The following is a 22,150-nucleotide window of genomic DNA, read 5'->3' as shown; positions in this document are numbered from 1 at the left end:
CTTAGGTGCAATCGCCGGCCCTGGCGCCTGGTGTTAAGCGCACCAATGTCACTTTTGACTTTTAAGGAGCTATTTGCCCCGAATGTGCCCCGCCGGCCGGACGGTCCGTGCTGTTGCGGTAGCCGTCCCGCTCATCGCCGGGCCGGACCCCACACCACCTGCCCGCGAAGCTTGCCCTTGAGCAGTTTGCCGCCGGCGTTACGCGGCAACGCGCTGTCGACTACGGCGACATATTGCGGCACCTTGAAGTCGGCAAGCTGCCCCCGACAGTGGTCGAGCACCGCCGTCACGTCGATCTGCTCGGTGCCGCCGAATAGCACCGCGCCGACCTTCTCTCCCATGACGTCGTCGGGCACCGCCAACACGCAGGCGTCCGCGACATGGGGAGCCGCCAGCAGCACCGCCTCGACCTCGACGCTGGAGATGTTCTCGCCGCCCCGGTTGATGACGTCCTTGAGCCGATCGATGATGTGCACCCGACCCACGTCGTCGACCCGAACCATGTCGCCGGTGTGCAACCAGCCGTCCACGATGCAGGCCGAGGTGGCCTGCGGCCGGTTCCAGTAGCCGGTCGTCACATTGGCGCCGCGCACCACCAACTCGCCCACACCCGGGTCGTGACCGTCAGGGATCACACCTAGATCCACCGAGGGGACCGCATACCCCACCGAATCGGCATGCGCCACGGCATCCTGGTCAGGCAGGGCGGTCATCAGCGAAGCGGTCTCGGTCATGCCGTACCCGTTGAACACTGCGGCCTGCGGGAAGGCGTTCTTCATTCGGTGCACCAGGGACGGGGCGATCGGTGCCCCGCCATAGCCTGCCCAGCGCACGCCGGAGACATCTGCGGCCGCAAAGCCCTTGTGCTGCACCAATAACGAGTAGATCGCGGGGACGGCAACCAGGAACGAGATGCGCTCTGCGGGCAGCGCGGCGATCAACCCGTCGATATTCAATGCCGGCATGATCACCGCCGTCCCTCCAAGACGTGCGGCCACCAACAGCTGCGAGTTGCAGCCGGTCACATGGAACAGCGGCACCGAGATCAACGTACGCAGCTCCTCACCGAGATCCCTTGGCTGACCGAGACATCGGATCGTGTTCTCGGTGTTGGTCAGGAAAGCCTCGTGGGTGGTCGGCACACCCTTGGGGTGACCGGTGGTACCCGAGGTGTAGAACAGCGCGGCGGTGTCAGCGTGACGGAGCTGATGGGTCACGTACGGTTGGCCGTCGGGCAACGCGGCCTCCGGTGCCAGATCCACCCGGGCACCCGCGTCGGACAACACGAACTCGACTTCAGGCTGCGCCGATCGGGTATTGACCGGTACCGCAACGCCGCCGGCCATCACGATGCCCCAAAACGCCAGCACCCAATTGATTCCCGCGGGGTAACGCACCGCGACGCAGTCACCCGGTCTCACGCCGTCCGCGTGCAGCCCTCCGGCGACTCGTGAAGCACGCTGCCACAATTGCCGGTAGGTCAACCGGTCGCCACCCAATTCGACTATGGCCTCGCTGTATGGGCGGTTGTCGACCTGCTCGGCAAACATGTCCAGCAGCGTCGCGGGCAACCGGTCGTAGCGCGGGATGAGGTTGCGGTCGCGGGAAACTCCCGTCACCGGGAATGGGTTGTCGCCACGGGAGATTTCAATGACAGCGGGCATGCCCGCTCCTTCCGGTCACTCCATGAGAGTCGCGGCAAGCGTGCCGCCCAATTCGTGGGCCCGTTCGCGGACCGCGGCGTCGATGGGGCCGACGACCTCGAGCACGTCTGCAACCTGAGTCAGCGACAACCCGGTCGCGAGCTTGCCGACGGCGGCCGCGGCGCCGACAGTGTCGTTGTTGCCATGCACCCACAGGCCGTAGGGGCGGCTCGCCACGTAGCCCAGGCTCGGGTAGTAGACGGTGTCAAAGAAGTGCTTGAGCGCTCCGGACATGTAGCCGAAGTTGGCGGTGGTGCCAAACAAGTAGCCGTCGGCGTCAAGCATGTCCGGGATTGTCGCGGCCAGCGCCGGTCGGGACACCACGTCCACGCCGTCGATCTCGGGGTCGTTGGCTCCGGCAAGCACTGCCTCCAGCAGCTCGCGGGTAGTGGGCGACGGAGTGTGGTGCACCACCAGCAGCGTCTTAGTCATTGGCGGGCTTGTAGTTCCAGAGCCGTCTTCATGGCTTCCCGCGCGCGGCGGCGATCCCCCGCGTAGTCATAGGCCCGGGCCAGCCGATACCAACGGCGCCAGTTGTCGGGATCGCCTTCTAGCTCGGCGCGTACGGTGGCGAACAGCGCGTCGGCCGCCTCTCGCGGTATGCGGCCCGAGGGTCGTCGAGGCAGCGCGCTGGTGTCGAGCTCCATGCCGTCTGCCGCGATCAGGCGGGCCAGCTTCTGGTGCGCGAATCCGGCTCGCAGGGTGGCTATCATCGCCCACAGCCCGATAACGGGCATGATCAGCAGCGCCAGCCCCAGGCCCACGGCGACCGCCCGGCCTGAGCCGATCATCGCAACAGCCATGCGGCCCAACAGCACCAGGTATGCCAGCATCGCGACGCACAGGGCCGCGATGAGCAACTGGATATACAGGCTGCGTCTGGTCATTACGGTGTCGTTCATTGCAGGTTGAGCAGGGGCTCGAGGCCCACCGTGAGGCCAGGACGTTCGGTGATGCGGCGCACCGCTAACAGCACGCCGGGCACAAATGATGTCCGGTCCAGGCTGTCGTGGCGGATGGTCAACGTCTCCCCCGCGGTACCGAACAGCACCTCCTGATGGGCGACCAGTCCAGCCAGCCGCACCGAGTGCACCGGGATGCCGTCGACGTCGGCGCCGCGGGCACCGGGCAGGCTGGTGCTGGTGGCATCGGGGTTGGGCGGCAAACCTTTTCGAGCCTCGGCGATCAGCGTCGCGGTGCGCGTCGCGGTGCCCGACGGCGCATCGGCTTTGTGCGGATGATGCAGCTCGATGATCTCCGCCGAGTCAAAGAACGGCGCGGCCTGTCTGGCGAAATGCATTGAGAGCACCGCCCCTATCGCGAAGTTCGGCGCGATCAGCACTGCCGTGTTGGGCTGATCGGCCAGCCATGACTGCACCTGCTGCAGCCGCTCGGCGGTGAAGCCGGTGGTGCCGACCACGGCGTGAATTCCGTTGCCGATAAGGAACTCTAGATTGCCCATCACAACATTCGGATGGGTAAAGTCGATGACGACCTCGGTGTTGCCCTCGGTCAGCAGGCTCAGTGGATCACCGGAGTCCACCTCCGCGGACAGGGTCAGATCCTCGGCGGCCTGCACGGCCCCCACCATCGTCGACCCGACTTTGCCTTTGGCTCCCAGCACGCCTACCCGCATAATGTTCACCCTAGACCGAACGGTTGGAGCACCTGGCCGGCGTCACGGGGTATAGCCTGCTGCGGCAAGCCAGGCCCGGGCACGGCCAACCTGGCGTTCACTGCAAAACAGGAAGTAGCGGTGCAGCTCGTCGGGCCACCGCGAAAGCACGTCTTTAAACCGACGGAATGCCCCTTTTCCACTTATCGCGATCTGCAGACGATCGGCGATGGCGGGATCGTCGACCGTAGCGATGAACAGCTCCATATCCCGGTAGCCCGCTCCCGAGCCGATGCACTCCACGTCGAGCCAGCGGCCCCCATCCTCGTCAAGGCTGTCGTCTTCATAGACTTCATAGCCTTCATAGCCTGAGCTCTGCGGCCAACAATCACCGGTCTTGAGGTCGATCCGGCCACCACCCCACACGGGATCGCTTTCCATCAGTGATGCCAGCTGCTCCAGGTCGACCGGCAACGGACGAAGCATGGGTGTCGGGCCTTGGTTGAGGATTGCCACAAGTTGATCGGCCAACTCTTCGTCCCCCTCCCAGGCCCGCTCATGTAGCGCAGCCACACATTGTTCGGCGAGTCCAGCCGCGTCCGGCGCATGCTGGGCAATAGCGTCCAGCAGGCCATCGCCGGCGAGCTGAAGGACCTCGTCGGTGAGCCGAGCCCGCGCACCACCTCGACAATGGACTCGTTGCCGGTGAACACCGCTGCGCGTAGCGTTTTCACGGCGTTTGCATCCCACTTCCGCATAAACGCAACGGTAACGGAGAATTCCCGCGCGATCGCACCACGGGCCCCGCGGTCGGACCCGCAGGACTTGTCCACAGTTGGCGATTCATCCACAGAAGCCGGCTGGGCCATGGCGTGCGGCGGTGCATCGACATAGCATTCGAACATGCGTTTGAATGAGGTCCCGCCCGCGGTGGCGGTCAAGCTCGACGCACTCCACGCAGCCGTGACAGACCTTGGCGAACTGAACTTCGACAACCTCGAGCCGGTCGTCCGGCTCCACGCGTTGCAGCAGCTAGAGACGGCTCGCCGGCGGCAGATCGCGGTGAGTCACGATGTGATCTTCGGCCTGGCCACAGAGGATCCCGCCGATGTCGGCGGCCCGGTCCACAAAGTGGTCGCCGATTGGCTGCGGATCAGCTGCGCCGAGGCACGTCGTCGGCTCAGCGACGTCGAACAGCTTTCTCCGCGCTTAACACTCACCGGTCAGCAATTGCCGCCAGACCTGCCAGCTACCGCCCAGGCATGGCGGAGCGGTGTCCTCGATGGTCAACACCTGCGAGTGATTCAGACTTTCGTCCGCGATCTCCCAGACGCAACGCCGGCCGATACGGCCGCACACGCCGAGCAATTCCTTGCCCAGCAAGCCGCGAAATTGCGGCCCGACCAGTTGGAGAAGGTGGCGCATCGATGTGCACTGCTGATCAACCCGGACGGGAAATTCTCCGACTCCGACCGCGCGCGCCAGCGCGGCTTTGTCTGGTGCGGTCAGCGGCCCGATGGGATGAGCATCGGGAAGCTGATCGCCTCCCCGGAGTTGCGCGCCAATATCGACGCGTGGCTGGCGCGATTCGCCGCGCCCGGCATGTGTAACCCGGACGACGAAATTCCCTGCATCGGTGGCGAACCCTCCGAGGACGTCATCAGCAGGGACTTACGCAGCCCTGCCCAGCGGCAACATGATGCGCTCAACGCCTTGCTCCGAGGCCAGTTGGGTGATCCGAAACTCGGTGTGCACAACGGACTGCCGGTGACGGTCATCGTTTCGACCACGCTTCAAGAGCTGACTTCGGGAGCAGGGCGAGCGGTGACGGGTGGCGGGACACTGGTGCCGATGCGCGACCTGATCCGGATGGCCAGCCATGCCTACCACTACCTGGCCGTGTTCGACGAGCATTCAAGTCGTCCACTGTATCTCGGCCGATCTCGCCGAGTGGCCTCACCGGATCAGCGCGTGGTCCTCTATGCGAAGGATCGCGGTTGTACGCACCCCGGCTGTGACGTACCCGGCTACTGGTCCGAAGTTCACCACATCGATGAGTGGTCGGCCGGCGGCTCAACCGATGCCGACAAGCTCACCTTTGCCTGTACGCCCAACCACAAGCAGGCCGGGAATGGCTGGAAGACAAGGAAACTCCCAAACGGCCGCACCGAATGGATCCCGCCGCCACATCTGGACCACGGCCAAGCCAGAACGAACGACTATCACCACCCGGAACGCCTGTTCGATACCGGTCAGCCGTGATGTCCACGGCAATCAGGCGTCGATGACCACCCGGTTGCTTTTCGCCCGCGACACGCAGACCAGCATCTCATCATCACCCTCGGCGGTACGGCCACGCCGATCGACCTGTCCGGCAAGAACTTTGACCTTGCATGTCCCGCAGAATCCTTGCTGGCACGAGTACGCCGTCGTCGGGTCCCGGTCGAGCATGACGTCAAGCGCCGACCGACTGGCCGGCACACTGAGCACACGCCTCGACCGCGCGAGCTCCAGCTCGAAGGGAATCCCATCGACAACCGGCGGCGGGCTGAACCGCTCGTAATGCAGTGGCGCGCCGGCATATTTGTCACGAGCCAGCCGAACCGCCTCCAGCATGGCGGTCGGCCCGCACACGTAAACAGCCGTCGTCGGCCCCGCGCCAGCCAACAGATCATCGACCGTGGCGATGCGGCCGTGCTCGTCGTCAGCCCACACGGTGACCCGATCCGGCGCCACCGAAACCACCTCGGCCAGGAACGGCATGTACTCACGGCTACTACCGGCATAGATTGCCCGCCAGTTGATTCCGCGTTGCGCAGCCACCTGAATCATCGGCAGCATGGGCGTCACACCGATGCCGCCGATCACGAACAGCACGTCGCGCTCGGCTGTGCCGAGATAGAACGCATTGCGAGGACCTTCGAACATCACGGTGTCGCCCATATCGAATGCGTCGTGCATCTCGATCGAACCGCCGCCACCATCGGCGATCCGGCGGATCGCGATGCGGTAATCCGTGCGGCGCCCGGGCGGACCGCACAACGAGTATTGCCGCCGACGACCCGACGGCAGCTGGACATCGATATGCCCGCCGGGCGTCCAGGACGGCAGCAAACCACCTTGCGGGTCGGCCAACGTCAGTGCGATCACGTCGGGAGTAACGAGTTCGCGTCTGGTGACTACCGCAGATTGCATCCGCCGCACCGGCTTCACCCACGACGGCTCCCACCGCGAAGCCGAGGCGAATCCGCCGAACAACATGCGGATACCCCACAACAACGTGGCAAGCCGATCACGGTCGCGCCGACCATACAGGTCGGCTGGCCTACTGGTCCAGATGCTCTCCGACACGGTGAATTCCCCAAAGACTCAAGCCGGTCGAATGGTAGACGCCGCTGCTTGAACAACCCACTCGTCGGTCAATCGGGCGATCACGTCGGGACGCGATGCGACGCCGTCGGACGCGGTGATGCTAGCTGCCGATGCGGTGCTCATCGGGTCAGTGCGAGGCGCGGGCAGCCGGCGAGACGGCTAAGTAGTCGACCGCGAGCTCCAGCCCGCCTAGTTGTGACGGGTGAAAACCCGGCTTGTAGTAGTCACCGACGATCCGCACCAAACGCCACAGCCCGGGCACTAATCCCCGGCGTGCGGCGTTGAAGTAATCTCGCCAGCGCGGCTTGGTCCCCGGCGGCAGATACGGATCCACCGAGTACATGAACCGCACGCCGCGAATCCACAGCAGCATCATCACCGGCGTGACGACCAGTTGGGCACGTACCTGCCGCCAATACCCGCCACGCAAATGCTTCATGGTGTCGAACGCCACCGCTTTGTGCTCCACCTCTTCGGCTCCATGCCACCGAAGCATGTCCAGCATCACCGGGTCAGCACCGACAGCATCCAGCTGCGGGGAGTCCAAAATCCACTCCCCCAAAACGGCGGTGTAGTGCTCGATTGCCGCTATGAACGAAACCTGCTCTAGCAACCAGCTGCGCTGTCGTCGCACGCTGCACCGCGGCTTATCCCCCAGCAGCTTCTCAAAGAGCCACTTGATCTGGTCGGTGTAGGGCGTCAGGTCGATGCCCTGCGCGGCGAAGTGGGCGAGCACCCCGGAATGCGCCTGGGAATGCATGGCCTCCTGGCCGATGAATCCCTGCACATCCAGCCGCAGCTGATCGTCTTTTATCAGCGGCAGCGTCTTCTTGAACACCTCGACGAAAAACTCCTCGCCCGCGGGCAGCAGCAGGTGCAGCACGTTGAGGATATGGGTGACCAGCGGCTCGTTGGGCACATAGTGAAACGGCAGCGTCGCCCAATCGAACCCAACGTCGCGCGCCTCGAGAACGAGACGCTCGTGATCCAACGACGCGTCATGCGGGCCCGCTGCCTCGTCATTGACGGTGAACATCCTTGCCCCTGCCTGAAGGGTTTACACCAATTGAGCAAATGTCGTCTCGGTGGACACCACGCACTGACAAGTATAGGTGGGGATTCTCGCGCGTGAAATACGGGGAATCGGACAGTATCTACCGATCCTCAGCACGTTGCTTGAGGCGCTGCAGCGTGAGCTGGATGTGCTCGGTGTTGGCGGCCACCCGATCGGTGACGCCGGTGGCCAGCTGGGCGACCTTGCGAAACCAGCCCGGGCGACGGTCCCAGGTGCTCTCGGTAACCCGGCAGCCGCCGTCGGCGGCAACAAGGTCGTATTGCCAACGTGCTACCGGAATCACGGTGTGCCGCACATCGAACGCGAAGATGCGACCCGGTTCGGCGTCGGTAATGGTGCACGTCGTGCTCCAGCGCTTGGTGCCGTGTTGATTGCGGCCGACAAACACCGCGCCCTGACGGACAGCATCGCCTTTGCGCCACTCCATCGCCACCGCCTCCTCGGCCAGCGACGCCAACGTCGGCAGGTCGGTGATCAACCCGTACACCACCTCGGGACGAGCGTCGATCTGCACGGTGGCCGTCGCCGATGGATTGGTCACCCGGAAATCATATCCAGCTCCCACTTGCGGCCGGTCCCAATGTCTAGATCGGCGCGGCCCCGCGCAGATGCTCGAAGATCAGCGATGTCTGGGTTCCTGCGACATCGGCATCAGCATTGAGGTTCTCCACCACGAACGCGCGCAGATCGTCGGTGTCGCGGGCGGCGACGTGCAGGATGAAATCGTCGGCGCCGGCCAAGAAATAGACATCCATCACATGGCGCCTGCGGCGGATCTGCTGGATGAAGCTGCGGATCTTCCCACGTGCGTTGGACTGAAGGTTGACCGAGATCATCGCCTGCAGCGGCAATCCCACCGCGACCGGATCGATGTCGGTATAGAACCCTCGGATGACGCCGAGGTCCACTAGCCGCCGGACCCGACCATGACACGTTGACGGTGCGATCCCGACCGCCTCCGCGAGCGCGTTGTTGGTCATCCGGGCATCGCCGTGCAGCAAGCTGAGAATTCTGCGGTCCACCGCATCAAGATCAGCGGGCCGAACATCCTTCGGCAAGTTACCCCGCTCACCCCGCAGCTCCGTTGGCCTATCGGACATATCGCAACCATATCGAATTATCATCAGAGTGATTGCGGATTACCCGAACTTTCTTCACACTTGAGCGATAACCTCAACGATCTTGTGCCAGGGAGCGATTATGCGAGTCGGCATTCCGACCGAGACCAAAAACAACGAGTTCAGGGTGGCCATCACGCCGGCCGGCGTCGCCGCGCTGACGTACCGCGGCCACGAGGTGCTTGTGCAAGCGGGCGCCGGGGAAGGCTCGGCAATCGCCGACGCGGATTTCAAGGCGGCGGGCGCCCAGCTGATTAGCACTCCCGAGCAGGTGTGGGCGGAGGCCGACTTGCTGCTCAAGGTCAAAGAGCCCATGCCCGCCGAGTATGGTCACCTGCGACACGGCCAGATCCTGTTCACATATCTGCATCTGGCTGCCTCACGTCCTTGCACCGACGCGTTAATGGCCTCCGGTACAACGTCAATCGCCTACGAGACCGTGCAGACCGCCGACGGTGCGTTGCCGTTGCTGGCCCCGATGAGCGAAGTTGCCGGACGACTGTCGGCCCAGGTGGGGGCCTATCACCTGATGCGGACCCACGGGGGGCGCGGCGTACTGATGGGCGGGGTGCCCGGCGTCGAGCCCGCCGACGTGGTCGTGATCGGCGGCGGCACCGCGGGCTATAACGCCGCTCGGATTGCCAGCGGCATGGGCGCGACCGTCACGGTTTTCGACGTCAACATCAACAGGCTTCGGGAGATCGACGCGGAGTTCGGTGGCCGCCTCCGCACCCGCTACTCGTCGGCCTACGACCTAGAAGGTGCCGTCAAGCACGCCGACCTGGTGATCGGCGCCGTCCTGGTGCCAGGCGCTAAAGCTCCCAGGTTGATCTCGAATTCGCTTGTCGCACATATGAAGCCTGGCGCGGTGTTGGTCGACATCGCCATCGATCAGGGCGGCTGCTTCGAAGATTCCCAGCCCACCACCCACGATCAGCCGACGTTCGCGGTGCACGACACACTGTTCTACTGTGTGGCAAACATGCCCAGCGCGGTGCCTAAGACGTCGACATTCGCGCTGACCAATGCAACGATGCCGTATGTACTCAAGCTCGCGGACCACGGCTGGCAAGCGGCATGCCGGTCCGATCCCGCGCTGGCAAAAGGTCTTTCGACGCACAACGGCGCACTGCTGTCTGAACAGGTGGCCACCGACCTGGGATTGGCGTTCACCGAACCGGCGAGCGTACTGGCCTGACGCTTAGCCTTATCGCCTCAGCCCGTCCGATTAACCACGTTCTGTGCGAGAACGCGCCACCGCCAACCCGCACAAGAATTTTCACAGTAGCGTTACGCTGACGGCACATCGGGAGTCAGCGAAGCGATAATGTCGGCCGCGGGCCCAGAGCATGCCTCCCGGAACGCCGTTCCTGCCCACAGGTTTGTCCCGTTTGGATCGTCCCGCTCGACCGCGGCCCGCCGTATCGGTGACGTCATCTGGTGGACCTCGGGATAGCCTAGCGGCGCCACGTGATCCAGCAGACGGGTGAATTCGTTCTCCAGACCACGCGCATACCGGCCGGAGAACGCACGCGTCACGACGGTGTTGTCAAACAGCGGATGCTTCAGCGCAGCGCGGTGTGCGGAGTTGGTGCCAGCTTCGTCGCTCAGCAGCAGCGCGGTGCCGACCTGCGCGGCCACCGCTCCCCTGCGCAGCACGCCGGCGACGTCAGCGGCGGTGCCCAGGCCACCGGCTGCGATGAGCGGTACATCATGCGCGCTGCCGATTCGATCGAGTAGCTCGGGCAGCGATTCGGTACTGGGCTCCATGTCCGGCGCGAACGTGCCGCGGTGCCCGCCGGCGCCGGGGCCCTGGACCACCAGGCTGTCCGCGCCGGCGGCGACAGCCACCCCCGCCTCATAGGCCGAAGTCACCGTGACCATCACCAACAGTCCCAGGGCGCCCAACCGTCGGATGACATCCGGGGACGGCACGCCGAACGTGAACGACACCAACTCCGGGCGTAGATCGGCCACCACCTCAAGCTTGCGTTCCCAGTCGTCGTCATCGCCGAAATGAGGCTGGCCCACTTCCACCTGGTAATGCTCGGCAACCTCTTCGAGTTCTTCTGCGTAGTACTCGAGCTGCACCCAGTCGGCGACACTGGGTTGGGGCACAAACAGGTTCACACCGAGCGGGCCGGTGGTGGCGGCGCGCGCGGCGGCGATATCGTCGGCGAACTGCTCCGCGCTCAGGTAGCCGCCGGGGATGAAACCGAGCCCGCCCGCGTTGGACACCGCCGCGGCCAACGCGGGGCTACCAGGGCCGCCGGACATCGGCGCACCCACGATCGGCACCGCGATGTCCCAGAAGCCCAGCACCATCGGGCTAGTCCGCCGACGGCGAGCGCCGGCACGGCGCGAGTGTGGGGGCACCACCCGCTTGCGGGGGAGAGGCGGACATTTGAGGCTACCCTACCATTGCCCGAAGTTGTTGTGGCAGCGTTCGTTTCGACGCATACGGGCCCAGAACAGCAGCACCGTAGCGCTTGCTCAGCAGCTGGTGGGCCACCGCGTTGACCTGCTCGACGGTGACCGCATCGATTCGCTGCAAGGTGTGTTCGATGCTGCGGTGCTTGCCGTAGTTTAATTCGCTGCGACCGAGCCGGCTCATCCGCGAACTGGAATCCTCCAACCCCAGGACGAGCCCACCGCGCAAAGAACCCTTGGCGATGCGGCACTCCGCTTCGGTGATGCCATCACGCGCCACCGACGCAAGCACCTCGCTGGTTACCCGCATCACATCAGCGAAACGCTCAGGCAGGCACGCGGCATACACGGACAGCGCACCACTGTCGGCGAAGATGTCCAGCGCGGAGTACACCGAGTAGGCCAGCCCGCGGGTCTCGCGAACCTCTTGGAACAGCCGAGAACTCAGTCCCCCGCCCAGCGCGGTGTGCAACACCGACAGTGCCCAACGATGCTCCCAGCTGCGGCCGGGAGTACGCACCCCCAACGACACGTGGGTCTGCTCGGCGTCCCGCTTGCCCACCGTCAACACGGGGCCGCCGTTCACTCGTCCGGCGCCCTTGCGCGGCGGGGCGGGCTGACGCCCGCGAATCAAACGCGACCCGAAGTGCTCACGCACCAGCGCGACCACCTCATCGTGGTCGACATTGCCGGCCACCGCGACGACCATCCGTTCCGGTGTGTAGCGCCGCACATGAAAGGAGTGCAGTTGAGCCCGCGTCATCGCTGACACGGATTCCGCGGTGCCGATCACTGGTCGTCCCACCGGGTGGTCGCCAAACAACGCCGCGAGGAACATGTCCCCCAGCGCATCCTCGGGGTCGTCGTCGCGCATCGCGATCTCCTCGAGCACGACGTCGCGTTCCAGCTCGACATCGTCAGCGGCGCAACGACCGTTGAGGACGACGTCGGCGACCAGGTCGACGGCCAGCGCCAAGTCGCTGTCGAGCACGTGTGCGTAGTAGCAGGTGTGCTCCTTGGCGGTGAACGCGTTCAGCTCGCCGCCGACGGCGTCCATCGCCTGCGCGATATCCACGGCCGTGCGCGTCGGGGTGGACTTGAACAGCAGGTGCTCGAGGAAGTGCGCGGCCCCGGCGACGGTGGCACCCTCATCTCGGGATCCGACACCCACCCAGACCCCGACCGACGCCGAGCGCACCGCGGGCAAGTGTTCGGTGACCACGCGAAGGCCGCCCGGCAGTGTGGTGCGGCGCAGCACCGCGGGATGTCCAGGTTTCGCTGCGACGGCCCGTTTGTTCCGCCGCAGCGCGGGGTCAGCTACTGGCCTTCTAGACGGAGCTGGCGGCATCGGCTGGTGCAGTACCCGAACCGACCTCCTGAGCAGCCCCGGCATCGGCCGGAGCTGCGGGGGCGGCGGCCGAATCGTCGTCAGCCACCAAGACCAACGAGATCTTGCCGCGTTTGTCGATATCGGCGATCTCGACGCGAAGCTTGTCGCCAACGTTCACGACATCCTCGACCTTCGCGATGCGCTTGCCCTTGCCGAGTTTGGAGATGTGCACCAGACCGTCGCGGCCAGGAAGCAGCGACACGAAAGCACCGAAATCCGTTGTCTTGACGACAGTTCCAAGGAACCGCTCGCCGACCGTCGGCAGCTGCGGGTTCGCGATGGCATTGATCTTATCGATCGCGGCCTGCGCCGACGGCCCATCGGTCGCGCCGACGAAGACGGTGCCGTCGTCCTCGATGGAGATCTGCGCACCGGTCTCCTCGGTAATGGCATTGATGACCTTGCCCTTGGGGCCGATGACTTCACCGATCTTGTCCACTGGGACCTTGATGGTGGTTACCCGTGGCGCATACGGGCTCATCTCGTCGGGTCTGTCGATGGCCTCGGCCATGACCTCGAGGATGGTCAGCCGGGCGTCTTTGGCCTGCGCGAGCGCACCCGCGAGCACCTGGGAGGGAATACCGTCAAGTTTGGTGTCGAGCTGCAGCGCGGTGACGAAGTCCTTGGTGCCGGCGCATTTGAAATCCATGTCGCCGAAAGCGTCTTCGGCGCCCAGGATGTCGGTCAAGGTGACGAAACGACGCTCGGTCCCCCCGTTAACCTCGACATCGTCGGAGACCAGCCCCATCGCGATACCAGCCACCGGCGCCTTGAGCGGCACGCCGGCGTTGAGCAGCGCCAGCGTGGACGCGCACACCGACCCCATCGACGTCGAGCCGTTGGAGCCCAGCGCCTCGGACACCTGGCGGATGGCGTACGGAAACTCCTCGACGCTGGGCAGCACCGGCACCAGAGCCCGCTCGGCCAGCGCACCGTGCCCGATCTCACGCCGCTTGGGCGAGCCGACCCGACCAGTCTCACCAGTGGAGAACGGCGGGAAGTTGTAGTGGTGCATATACCGCTTGGACGTTTCCGGCCCCAGCGAGTCGATCTGCTGAGCCATCTTGACCATGTCGAGCGTGGTCACGCCGAGGATCTGGGTTTCGCCGCGCTCGAACAGCGCGCTGCCGTGCGCCCGCGGAACCACCGCGACCTCGGCCGACAACGCGCGGATGTCGGTGATCCCGCGGCCGTCGATACGGAAATGGTCGGTGAGGATCCGCTGCCGGACCAGTTTCTTGGTCAGCGAGCGGAATGCGGCGCTAATCTCCTTTTCCCGGCCCTCGTAAGTGCCGGCAAGCCGCTCGAGAACCTGGGCTTTGATCTCGTCGGTGCGCTGATCGCGCTCGGGCTTGGCGCCGATGGTCAGGGCCGCGGCCAGCTCGTCGGTGGCCACCGAGGCCACCGAGTAGTAGACGTCGTCGCCGTAGTCGGGGAACACCGGGAAGTCGGCTGCCGGCTTGCCTGACTTTCCAGCCTTCTCGGCAAGCTCCTGCTGCGCGGTGCACAACGCGGCGATGAACGGCTTAGCAGCCTCCAAGCCTTGCGCCACAACGGTTTCCGTCGGCGCCTGGGCGCCGCCCTCGACGAGCTCGATGACGTTCTCGGTAGCCTCGGCCTCCACCATCATGATGGCGACGTCGGGACCATCGGAGCCATCGACTTTCCGGCCGGCAACCACCATGTCGAACACCGCCCGCTCGAGCTGCTCGACAGTGGGGAAAGCAACCCAGGTGCCGTCGATGAGCGCCACCCGCACACCCCCGATGGGCCCAGAGAACGGCAGGCCGCCCAGCTGAGTGGAGGCCGAAGCGGCGTTGATCGCCAACACGTCGTAAAGATCGTTGGGATCCAGGCTCAGAATCGTCACCACGACCTGGATCTCGTTGCGCAGCCCGTCGACAAACGACGGACGCAACGGGCGGTCGATGAGCCGGCAGGTCAGGATCGCGTCGGTGGACGGCCGGCCCTCACGACGAAAGAACGAGCCGGGGATCCGACCGGCGGCATACATCCGCTCCTCGACATCGACCGTCAGCGGGAAGAAGTCGAAATGCTCCTTGGGGTTCTTGCTGGCGGTGGTCGCCGACAACAGCATGTTGTCGTCGTCCAGGTAAGCCACCACCGCGCCAGCGGCCTGCAAAGCCAACCGTCCGGTCTCAAAACGGATGGTGCGGGTGCCGAAGCTCCCGTTGTCGATAATGGCGGTCGCCTCGAACACGCCCTCTTCAATTTCAGCTACAGACATAACCGTCCGCACGGCCTCTCTCGTTATTCAGCTGTTTCGGCGCCACGCGCGCAATCCCGGGGGGCTTCCCAAAGAACACAGTCTGAATACGGCTACGGCCATCGATCGAAGCGGCCGACCTGCCCCAGATCCGGAGAGCCCGGCAGCCACTACCGAAGACCGCCCGATACAGACAGGGCAGCGCCCTCGGACGTGCACAGTGACACGCTGGAACGGAACACACGGATCTGCGCGAACCGCACCCTTGCTCGGACCGAACCGGCCCAGAACGCTCCCACTCTACACGGGTTACTAGCGCGGCTAACAGGAGCCGATCCCCCGCGTCGCGCCGCGGGTCAGCGGCGCAGACCAAGCCGTTCAATCAGCGAACGATAACGCTGCACATCAATCGAGGACAGGTACTTAATCAGCCGCCGCCGGCGCCCGACCAGCAGCAGCAACCCCCGCCGCGAGTGATGGTCATGCTTGTGCACCTTGAGGTGCTCGGTCAGGTCCGCGATCCGCTTGGTCAGCAGCGCGATCTGCGCCTCCGGGGACCCGGTATCGGTTTCATGCAGGCCGTAGGAACCCAGAATCTCTTTTTTCTGCTCGGCTGTCAGCGCCACGAGAACATCTCCAGCATCTCCATCGAGGGGTTCGCGATCATTGGGTATTACTAGCGCGGCCACCGCGAACCGCAGCACGCGCCGATGTCGTCGGTGAGTTTAGCAGCTCGTCCAAGCTGGGCTCGTCCAAGCTGGGCTCGTCACTCAGACAGCAGGGCCCGCGCCCGGTCGGTGTCCTGCTCCATCGCGGCGACGAGATCGGCCACCGAGTCAAATTTGCGTTGCCCGCGGATGCGCCCAACGAAGTCCAGCGCTACATGCTGTCCGTACAGGTCGGCGGCGGCGTCGAGAACGAACGCCTCGACGGTGCGGGTGCGTCCGGAAAAAGTCGGGTTGGTGCCAACGGACACCGCGGCCTGATAGCGCTCACCTGGGACCACAGTGCCCGTCACCGGCCCGTGCCCAAGCACGGTGAACCACGCGGCGTACACGCCGTCGGCCGGGATAGCCGAATACATCGGCGGCGCCACATTCGCGGTCGGAAAGCCCAGCTCAGCGCCTCGGCCGTGGCCGCGGACCACCACCCCCTCGACGCGGTGCGGGCGACCCAGCGCTTCGGTCGCCGCCATCATGTCACCAGCGTCCACGCAGGACCGGATGTAGGTCGAGGAGAACGCCACGGTCTCATTGCTGTGGTGCTCGGACAACAGCGACATCGACTCCACCGCAAACCCGAACCGCTGCCCGGCCTGACGCAGCGTGTTGACGTTGCCGGCCGCTTTCTTGCCGAAGGTGAAGTTCTCCCCCACTACCACCTCAACGACATGCAGGTGTTCGACCAGCAGCTCGTGGATGTAGCGGTCCGGTGTGAGCTTCATGAAATCGGTGGTGAACGGCATCACCAGGAATACGTCGATGCCCAACTCCTCGACGAGTTCGGCTCGGTGGGTCAGCGTGGTTAGCTGCGCCGGGTGACTGCCCGGATAAACCACTTCCATCGGGTGCGGGTCGAACGTCATCAACACGGTCGGCACGTTGCGGGTGCGGCCGGCTTTCACCGCGTGCGCGATCAGTTCGGTGTGCCCGCGGTGCACGCCATCGAATACCCCGATGGTGAGCACGCATCTGCCCCAGTCCGTGGGGATCTCGTCTTGTCCCCGCCACCGCTGCACGATCGCAAGCCTACGGCTCCCCTTGACCCGCCGGCGTGCAAGATCTCGATTGCGAGCTGTCCGCGCCGCACCAGGGGTTGCCGAGCAGGACGCCCGAGCGGGCGGTTCCTGCCCAAGGTTGCCTAAACTTTCTGGATGTGACGGCTGACGACGAGCCTGGCGGTCTCACCGCGGTTGCGCAGGATTATTTGAAGGTCATCTGGACTGCGCAGGAGTGGTCGTTGGAAAAGGTCAGCACCAAGATGCTGGCCGAGAAGATCGGCGTGTCCGCCAGCACGGCCTCTGAGTCGATCCGCAAGCTAGCCGAGCAGGGCTTGGTTGACCATGCCAAGTATGGCGCCGTGACCTTGACCGAGTCGGGGCGGCGAGCAGCGCTAGCTATGGTGCGCCGGCACCGGCTGCTGGAGACCTTCCTGGTCAATGAGCTTGGCTACGCCTGGGACGAGGTACACGACGAGGCTGAAGTACTCGAGCACGCAGTATCGGATCGCCTGGTGGCACGCATCGACGCCAAGCTAGGGTTCCCGCGGCGCGACCCGCACGGTGACCCGATCCCGGCTTCCGATGGGCAGGTGCCAACGCCGCCCGCACGTCAGCTGTGGGCATGCCGCGACGGCGACATCGGGACGGTAGCCCGCATCTCTGATGCCGACCCCGAGATGCTGCGCTATTTCGCCAGCGTCGGGATCAACCTCGACTCGCGGGTGCGGATCCTGGCCCGCCGCGAATTCGCCGGGATGATCTCGGTGGCGATCGAATCAGCAGACGCCGCGGCGACCACCGTCGAACTCGGCAGCCCAGCAGCCCGGGCGATCTGGGTGGTGGCCTAGCCCTACCAGCGGTGGTCGCAAGCGCGGCGAAACCCGGGCGCAGCGGGCCGCCGCCAAACAACCCAGCGGTGGTCGCAAGCGCGGCGAAACCCGGGCGCAGCGGGCCGCCGCCACAGGGCTCAGCGGTTGGCCCGCTGATAGGCGGTGACGACGGCGGCACCGCCTAGCCCGATGTTGTGTTGCAGTGCGGCGGTCACATTGTCGACCTGTCGCTTGTCGGCGGCACCCCGCAGCTGCCAGGTCAGTTCGGCGCATTGCGCCAATCCAGTCGCCCCCAGCGGATGCCCTTTGGAAATCAAGCCACCGGACGGATTCACCACCCAACGTCCGCCGTAGGTGGTGTCGCCGTTGTCGATCAGCTTGGGCGCCTCGCCTGGGCCACACAAGCCGAGGGCTTCGTAGAGCAGTAACTCGTTGGCCGAAAAGCAGTCGTGCAGCTCGATCACCTGGAAGTCCTCGGGGCCAAGTCCGGATTGGTCGTAGACTTGTTGCGCCGCTTGAACGTTCATGTCGTAGCCGATGAGACCCTTGGCGGTCCCGTCGAAGGTCGATGTGAAGTCGGTCGTCATGGCCTGGCCGACGATCTCCACCGCCTGACCGGCCAGCCCGTGCTTGTCGACGTACGACTCCGAGGCCAGGATTGCCGCGCCCGAACCGTCCGATGTCGGTGAGCATTGCAGCTTGGTGAGCGGATCGGAGATCATCCGCGCCGCCAGGATGTCATCGAGCGTATAGGAGTCCTGGAACTGCGCGTACGGGTTGTTCACCGAGTGTTTGTGGTTCTTGTAGCCAATCTTGGCAAAGTGCTCCGCGGTAGTGCCGTATTGCCTCATATGCTCGCGGCCCGCGGCGCCGAACATCCACGGCGCGACGGGCATCGCGAACTCATCGATCTCCGCCATCGCCTTGACATGCTTGGCCATCGGCGATTCGCGGTCCTGGGCACCACCGCTCAACGAGCCGGGCTGCATCTTCTCAAAGCCCAACGCAATGGTGCAGTCGGCGATCCCGCCGCGGATGGCCTGCGCCGCCAGGAAAAGCGCCGTTGAGCCGGTTGAGCAGTTGTTGTTGACGTTGACGATCGGAATCCCGGTCATGCCCAGCTCATAGAGCGCCCGCTGCCCGGACGTCGAGTCGCCGGCGACGTAGCCGACATAACCCTGCTGCACCTCGCGGTAGTCGATGCCGGCGTCATTAAGCGCGTTGGTCCCCGACTCCCTCGCCATGTCGGGGTAGTCCCAGCCCTCACGACGGCCGGGCTTCTCGAACTTCGTCATGCCAACACCGACGACGTAAACCTTGTTCGACATCTTTGTCCCTTCCGAACGTCTATTCCTGACAGTGTGCGCTCGCGGTTTTCAGTGTGCGCGGAGGGTGCTCTCACCGCGAAAGCTGCGCCCTGGATGCACGCTCAAAGCCCCAGACGCACAGTCTGATCATCCGCCGGCGCGCATCGTCGCTGGGCGCAACACCACCACCGACTTGGTCCGCGGGCCCTCGTCACGCAGTAGTGCGATCACTCGGCCGTCGGCGTCGCTCGCGGCATAGATGCCGTCGATACCGGCCGACGAAAGTGGTCGCCCGTTGCTGGTTGCCTCGACCTCACTAACGGTGAGGTCACGGCGCGGAAACATCAGCAAACAGGTTTCGTCTAGCGTCCAGCTCAACCGCGGCAGCTCCGCCAGGTCCTCGAGTGACCGCGCCTGCTCCAGCTCGAAACGGCCCACCCGGGTGCGCCGCAACGAGGTCAGATGCCCGCCCACCCCGAGCGCATCGCCGAGGTCGCGGGCCAGCGCACGAATGTAGGTTCCCGAGGAGCAGTCGACTTCGACATCAACATCGACGAGCTGACCGTGGGATCGGACGGCCTGCACCTCGAACCGGTCAATGCGTACCGGCCGGGCTTGCAGCTCGACGGCATGGCCCTCGCGGACCAGTCGATAAGCACGACGGCCATCGACCTTGATAGCGCTGACCGCCGACGGCACCTGCAAGATGTCACCGCGCAGCCCGCCGACCGCAGCGGCGATCGCCTCATCTGTCACGTGCTGGGCCGAGACACACTGCAGCAGTTCACCTTCGGCGTCCTCGGTAGATGTGGTCTGACCTAGGCGGATGGTGGCGGCGTATCCTTTCGAGGCCCCGGTCAGCAGGCCCAGGATCTTGGTAGCACGCTCGACCCCAAGCACCAGCACACCGGTGGCCATCGGGTCCAGCGTTCCCGCGTGTCCTACCTTGCGGGTGCAAAATATTCGACGGCAACGTGCCACCACGTCGTGACTGGTCATCCCGGCCGGCTTGTCAACAACGACGATTCCCGGATCGCTCATAGCACGATTGCGGTCAGCACCAGCCCGCGGTCAACCGACCACTTACCGGTCAGCGCCGTCAGCGGTGGACCCGACAGCGCCGATCCGTCGACCAGGATCCGAGACACGAAACCGCCCGACAAACCCAGACTGTCCACGTCAAAAGTGATGTGGGCGTCCTCGAAACCCAACCATCTTTTAGTCAGCGGAAACCACGCTTTGTATGTTGCCTCCTTAGCGCAGAACAGGATTCGGTCCCAATGCAGTCCCGACGGCAGCTTCCGGCGCATTTCGCTGCGCTCCTCCGGCAGGCTGATGGCATCCAGCACGCCGTTCGGCAACACGTCATGAGGTTCGGCGTCGATGCCCACTGAGCGCACCGCGGCACTGCGCCCCACGACGGCGCCGCGATAGCCCGCGCAGTGGGTGAGACTCCCCACCACGCCGTCTGGCCAGCATGGTTCGCCCTTGTCTCCCTTGAGAATTGGCACAGGCGGCACGCCGAGCCGAGCCAATGCGATCCGGGCGCAGTGACGGACGGTGATGAATTCGTTGCGCCGTTTAGCAACCGACTTGGCAATCAACGGTTCCTCTTCGGGCAGCGGGGTAAGACCAGGTGGGTCGGAGTACAACTCCGCATACTCCAGCTCCTGCGACGCGTAGTCGGGCAGCACCCATGACACCAGCATGCTCATCGTCATCGTGACTGCCGCTGCCGCAATCGTTCCCGGAACTGCGTAGCCTGTGCCCGCATTTCGGGAGTAATCACGAAGTGACCGCCGAAGTCGTTGAGGTAGCCGGGCGCGTACTGGGGATCCGGCAACACCTGGCGCAGCCAGCTATAGGGCTTGCGGCGCCCCCATTCCCGCGGGTAACCCACCGATACCTCTTCGAAACGCACCTCGTCATACCAGGTGGTACGCGGAATGTGTAGATGGCCGTAGACCGAACAGATCGCGTTGTAGCGGGTATGCCAGTCAGCGGTTTTGGTGGTTCCGCACCACAGCGAAAATTCCGGATAGAACAACGCGTTGCAGGGCTCGCGTACCAACGGAAAATGGTTGACCAGCACGGTCGGCGTCATCCAGTCGAGTTGTTCGAGACGAGCCCGGGTGACGTCGAGCCGGTCGCGACACCACGCCTCGCGAGTGGCGTACGGCTCGGGTGAGAGCAGGTATTCGTCGGTAGCCACCACGTTGCGGTCCCGCGCGATGGCCAAACCCTCGGCCTTGCTGTCGGCGCCGGCAGGTAAAAAGGTGTAGTCGTAGAGCAAAAACATCGGCACGATCGTGGCCGGGCCGCCGCGCTCCGTCCACACCGGGAACGGATGCTCGGGCGTGACGACGCCCATCTCGTCGCACATCGTGACCAGGTACTCGTAGCGCGCCCGGCCGAAAATCTGCATCGGATCCCGGTTAGTCGTCCACAGCTCGTGGTTGCCGGGCACCCAAATCACCTTGGCGAAGCGCCGCCGCAGCAGGTCAAGCGTCCAACGAATCTCGTCGGTGCGTTCAGCGACGTCGCCGGCGACGATCAGCCAATCCTCTGGCGACGACGGGTGCAGCGATTCGGCGACCGGCTTATTACCGACGTGACCGGTGTGCAGGTCGGAGATTGCCCACAGCGTCGGCTCTCCCCCGCACGTCGGCTCCTGTGTTGCCACGGTTGCCCAGCCTAGCGTCGCGACCCGGTCTACACTCCCGGCAAGGGACCGCAGAGGGGTTGGGAGTGCCGTGTTCACCAGGGTCCGTCTGATCGGAGCACTCGCTGCGTTGATCACAGCGGTCATCGGGGGCACGGTGGGCGCCCAGGGCTCCCCGCCGCCAACCACCAGCGGGACCGTGCAGCTGCGCTCGACCGGCGAGCCGATGGAAACCACCATGAAGAGCCCGATCGTGGCGACCACCGACCCGCGCCCGTTCGACCCCTGTGAGGACATCCCGTTCGATGCCGTGCAGCGACTCGGACTGACGTTCACGCCCCCCGAACATGAGGACGGGCTGCGCTGCCGCTACGACGCCGGTAACTATCAGCTGGCCATCGAGGCCATCATCTGGCGCACGTACGCACAGACGCTGCCCCCTGATGCCGTCGAGACCACGATCAACGGCCACCGCGCCGCACAGTACTGGGTCATGAAGCCGACCTATCACAACAGCTTCTGGTACTACTCCTGCATGGTGACGTTCAAGACCAGCTACGGGGTAATCCAGCAGGCGCTGTTCTACTCGACGATCTACTCGCACCCCTCGGACTCGGGAGTCGACTGCCCGTCCACCAACCTGCAACGGGCGAACGACCTCGCCCCGTACTACAAGTTCTAAAGCGTGTCGGCCAGTCTTA

22 protein-coding genes are annotated in these 22,150 nt (G+C 64.8%); 4 read left to right on the top strand and 18 right to left on the bottom strand.

From position 1 onward, the window contains the following. Window positions 1-131 precede the first annotated feature (131 nt). Genes B586_RS07455 through B586_RS20810 form a run of 5 tightly spaced genes read right to left on the bottom strand, consistent with a single transcriptional unit; the run spans window position 132 to window position 4,068 of the window. On the bottom strand, window positions 132-1,664 hold the full coding sequence (locus tag B586_RS07455) for a class I adenylate-forming enzyme family protein (protein ID WP_054880292.1): 1,533 nt from the start codon (window positions 1,662-1,664) through the stop codon (window positions 132-134). 15 nt (window positions 1,665-1,679) lie between these two features. Next, window positions 1,680-2,135, bottom strand: a complete 456-nt coding sequence (locus B586_RS07450) for a flavodoxin family protein (protein ID WP_047315285.1) — start codon at window positions 2,133-2,135, stop codon at window positions 1,680-1,682. Further along, window positions 2,132-2,590: a hypothetical protein gene (locus B586_RS07445; protein ID WP_168162517.1), complete on the bottom strand. Its 459-nt coding sequence runs from the start codon at window positions 2,588-2,590 to the stop codon at window positions 2,132-2,134. Before B586_RS07445 ends, B586_RS07450 begins: the two co-directional genes overlap by 4 nt. Before the next feature lie 11 nt (window positions 2,591-2,601). Next, on the bottom strand, window positions 2,602-3,339 hold the full coding sequence (gene dapB / locus B586_RS07440; protein WP_054880294.1) for a 4-hydroxy-tetrahydrodipicolinate reductase: 738 nt from the start codon (window positions 3,337-3,339) through the stop codon (window positions 2,602-2,604). Between the two features lie 42 nt (window positions 3,340-3,381). After that, on the bottom strand, window positions 3,382-4,068 hold the full coding sequence (locus B586_RS20810; RefSeq protein ID WP_156406734.1) for a UPF0158 family protein: 687 nt from the start codon (window positions 4,066-4,068) through the stop codon (window positions 3,382-3,384). Window positions 4,069-4,221: 153 nt separating this feature from the next. On the opposite strand from B586_RS20810, the gene B586_RS07425 reads away from it, so the two are divergent. Next, window positions 4,222-5,580, top strand: a complete 1,359-nt coding sequence (locus B586_RS07425) for an HNH endonuclease signature motif containing protein (protein ID WP_054880297.1) — start codon at window positions 4,222-4,224, stop codon at window positions 5,578-5,580. Between the two features lie 12 nt (window positions 5,581-5,592). On the opposite strand, the gene B586_RS07420 is transcribed toward B586_RS07425, so the two are convergent. The 4 genes from B586_RS07420 to aldR all read right to left on the bottom strand — a co-directional run bounded on the left by B586_RS07420 (window position 5,593) and on the right by aldR (window position 8,889). Continuing rightward, a complete protein-coding gene (locus tag B586_RS07420; protein ID WP_054880298.1) occupies window positions 5,593-6,669 on the bottom strand; it encodes a PDR/VanB family oxidoreductase in 1,077 nt (358 codons plus the stop codon). Window positions 6,670-6,817: 148 nt separating this feature from the next. Continuing rightward, window positions 6,818-7,726 carry a metal-dependent hydrolase gene (locus B586_RS07415; protein WP_054880299.1) on the bottom strand — a complete coding sequence of 303 codons (909 nt, stop codon included), beginning with the start codon at window positions 7,724-7,726 and terminating at the stop codon, window positions 6,818-6,820. A 118-nt stretch (window positions 7,727-7,844) separates the two neighbouring features. Beyond that, window positions 7,845-8,306, bottom strand: coding sequence for an SRPBCC family protein (locus tag B586_RS07410; RefSeq protein WP_047315510.1), 462 nt, complete (start codon window positions 8,304-8,306; stop codon window positions 7,845-7,847). 43 nt (window positions 8,307-8,349) lie between these two features. Further along, window positions 8,350-8,889: an HTH-type transcriptional regulator AldR gene (gene aldR, locus B586_RS07405; protein WP_054880300.1), complete on the bottom strand. Its 540-nt coding sequence runs from the start codon at window positions 8,887-8,889 to the stop codon at window positions 8,350-8,352. A 76-nt stretch (window positions 8,890-8,965) separates the two neighbouring features. Between aldR and ald the strand changes: the two genes are divergently transcribed. After that, window positions 8,966-10,081: an alanine dehydrogenase gene (gene ald / locus B586_RS07400; RefSeq protein ID WP_054880301.1), complete on the top strand. Its 1,116-nt coding sequence runs from the start codon at window positions 8,966-8,968 to the stop codon at window positions 10,079-10,081. A 92-nt stretch (window positions 10,082-10,173) separates the two neighbouring features. Here the strand turns inward: ald and B586_RS07395 are convergent, their stop codons facing one another. The 5 genes from B586_RS07395 to B586_RS07375 all read right to left on the bottom strand — a co-directional run bounded on the left by B586_RS07395 (window position 10,174) and on the right by B586_RS07375 (window position 16,668). Next, on the bottom strand, window positions 10,174-11,208 hold the full coding sequence (locus B586_RS07395) for a nitronate monooxygenase (RefSeq protein WP_054880302.1): 1,035 nt from the start codon (window positions 11,206-11,208) through the stop codon (window positions 10,174-10,176). Window positions 11,209-11,293: 85 nt separating this feature from the next. Further along, window positions 11,294-12,661: a M16 family metallopeptidase gene (locus B586_RS07390; protein ID WP_082129545.1), complete on the bottom strand. Its 1,368-nt coding sequence runs from the start codon at window positions 12,659-12,661 to the stop codon at window positions 11,294-11,296. Beyond that, a complete protein-coding gene (locus B586_RS07385; RefSeq protein ID WP_054880303.1) occupies window positions 12,642-14,951 on the bottom strand; it encodes a polyribonucleotide nucleotidyltransferase in 2,310 nt (769 codons plus the stop codon). The genes B586_RS07390 and B586_RS07385 overlap by 20 nt, the downstream gene beginning before the upstream one ends. Before the next feature lie 335 nt (window positions 14,952-15,286). Then, window positions 15,287-15,556 carry a 30S ribosomal protein S15 gene (gene rpsO, locus B586_RS07380; RefSeq protein WP_047315512.1) on the bottom strand — a complete coding sequence of 90 codons (270 nt, stop codon included), beginning with the start codon at window positions 15,554-15,556 and terminating at the stop codon, window positions 15,287-15,289. Window positions 15,557-15,696: 140 nt separating this feature from the next. Continuing rightward, window positions 15,697-16,668: a bifunctional riboflavin kinase/FAD synthetase gene (locus B586_RS07375; protein WP_047315424.1), complete on the bottom strand. Its 972-nt coding sequence runs from the start codon at window positions 16,666-16,668 to the stop codon at window positions 15,697-15,699. Between the two features lie 137 nt (window positions 16,669-16,805). Here B586_RS07375 and mntR point away from each other — a divergent pair, with 137 nt between their 5' ends. Further along, window positions 16,806-17,498, top strand: coding sequence for a manganese-binding transcriptional regulator MntR (mntR, locus tag B586_RS07370; protein ID WP_047315425.1), 693 nt, complete (start codon window positions 16,806-16,808; stop codon window positions 17,496-17,498). A 119-nt stretch (window positions 17,499-17,617) separates the two neighbouring features. Here the strand turns inward: mntR and B586_RS07365 are convergent, their stop codons facing one another. The 4 genes from B586_RS07365 to B586_RS07350 all read right to left on the bottom strand — a co-directional run bounded on the left by B586_RS07365 (window position 17,618) and on the right by B586_RS07350 (window position 21,470). Continuing rightward, the gene (locus tag B586_RS07365; protein WP_054880304.1) at window positions 17,618-18,808 is read right to left on the bottom strand and encodes a lipid-transfer protein; all 1,191 of its coding nucleotides are present in this window, start codon (window positions 18,806-18,808) and stop codon (window positions 17,618-17,620) included. A 126-nt stretch (window positions 18,809-18,934) separates the two neighbouring features. After that, window positions 18,935-19,828, bottom strand: coding sequence for a tRNA pseudouridine(55) synthase TruB (gene truB, locus B586_RS07360; RefSeq protein WP_054880305.1), 894 nt, complete (start codon window positions 19,826-19,828; stop codon window positions 18,935-18,937). Continuing rightward, window positions 19,825-20,508: a 4'-phosphopantetheinyl transferase PptT gene (pptT, locus tag B586_RS07355; protein ID WP_054880306.1), complete on the bottom strand. Its 684-nt coding sequence runs from the start codon at window positions 20,506-20,508 to the stop codon at window positions 19,825-19,827. Before pptT ends, truB begins: the two co-directional genes overlap by 4 nt. Continuing rightward, window positions 20,505-21,470 (bottom strand): metallophosphoesterase family protein, encoded by a 966-nt coding sequence (locus B586_RS07350; protein ID WP_054880307.1) that lies wholly within the window; start codon window positions 21,468-21,470, stop codon window positions 20,505-20,507. Before B586_RS07350 ends, pptT begins: the two co-directional genes overlap by 4 nt. A gap of 70 nt (window positions 21,471-21,540) precedes the next feature. Between B586_RS07350 and B586_RS07345 the strand changes: the two genes are divergently transcribed. Continuing rightward, entirely contained in the window at window positions 21,541-22,131 is a 591-nt protein-coding gene (locus tag B586_RS07345) for a DUF3558 domain-containing protein (protein ID WP_054880308.1), read from the top strand. Window positions 22,132-22,150 lie beyond the last annotated feature (19 nt).

Source organism: Mycobacterium haemophilum DSM 44634, assembly GCF_000340435.2.
Classification (GTDB): Bacteria; Actinomycetota; Actinomycetes; order Mycobacteriales; family Mycobacteriaceae; genus Mycobacterium; species Mycobacterium haemophilum.
This window is presented reverse-complemented; position numbering and strand designations above follow the sequence as displayed.

Bases quoted from the DNA above. Each gene is read 5' to 3' on its own strand.
- B586_RS07455 (WP_054880292.1), bottom strand. From the start codon at position 1,664: ATGCCCGCTGTCATTGAAATCTCCCGTGGCGACAACCCATTCCCGGTG.
- B586_RS07450 (WP_047315285.1), bottom strand. From the start codon at position 2,135: ATGACTAAGACGCTGCTGGTGGTGCACCACACTCCGTCGCCCACTACC.
- B586_RS07445 (WP_168162517.1), bottom strand. From the start codon at position 2,590: ATGACCAGACGCAGCCTGTATATCCAGTTGCTCATCGCGGCCCTGTGC.
- dapB (WP_054880294.1), bottom strand. From the start codon at position 3,339: ATGCGGGTAGGCGTGCTGGGAGCCAAAGGCAAAGTCGGGTCGACGATG.
- B586_RS07425 (WP_054880297.1), top strand. From the start codon at position 4,222: ATGCGTTTGAATGAGGTCCCGCCCGCGGTGGCGGTCAAGCTCGACGCA.
- B586_RS07415 (WP_054880299.1), bottom strand. From the start codon at position 7,726: ATGTTCACCGTCAATGACGAGGCAGCGGGCCCGCATGACGCGTCGTTG.
- aldR (WP_054880300.1), bottom strand. From the start codon at position 8,889: ATGATAATTCGATATGGTTGCGATATGTCCGATAGGCCAACGGAGCTG.
- ald (WP_054880301.1), top strand. From the start codon at position 8,966: ATGCGAGTCGGCATTCCGACCGAGACCAAAAACAACGAGTTCAGGGTG.
- B586_RS07395 (WP_054880302.1), bottom strand. From the start codon at position 11,208: ATGGTGCTGGGCTTCTGGGACATCGCGGTGCCGATCGTGGGTGCGCCG.
- B586_RS07390 (WP_082129545.1), bottom strand. From the start codon at position 12,661: ATGCCGCCAGCTCCGTCTAGAAGGCCAGTAGCTGACCCCGCGCTGCGG.
- B586_RS07385 (WP_054880303.1), bottom strand. From the start codon at position 14,951: ATGTCTGTAGCTGAAATTGAAGAGGGCGTGTTCGAGGCGACCGCCATT.
- B586_RS07365 (WP_054880304.1), bottom strand. From the start codon at position 18,808: ATGTCGAACAAGGTTTACGTCGTCGGTGTTGGCATGACGAAGTTCGAG.
- truB (WP_054880305.1), bottom strand. From the start codon at position 19,828: ATGAGCGATCCGGGAATCGTCGTTGTTGACAAGCCGGCCGGGATGACC.
- pptT (WP_054880306.1), bottom strand. From the start codon at position 20,508: ATGACGATGAGCATGCTGGTGTCATGGGTGCTGCCCGACTACGCGTCG.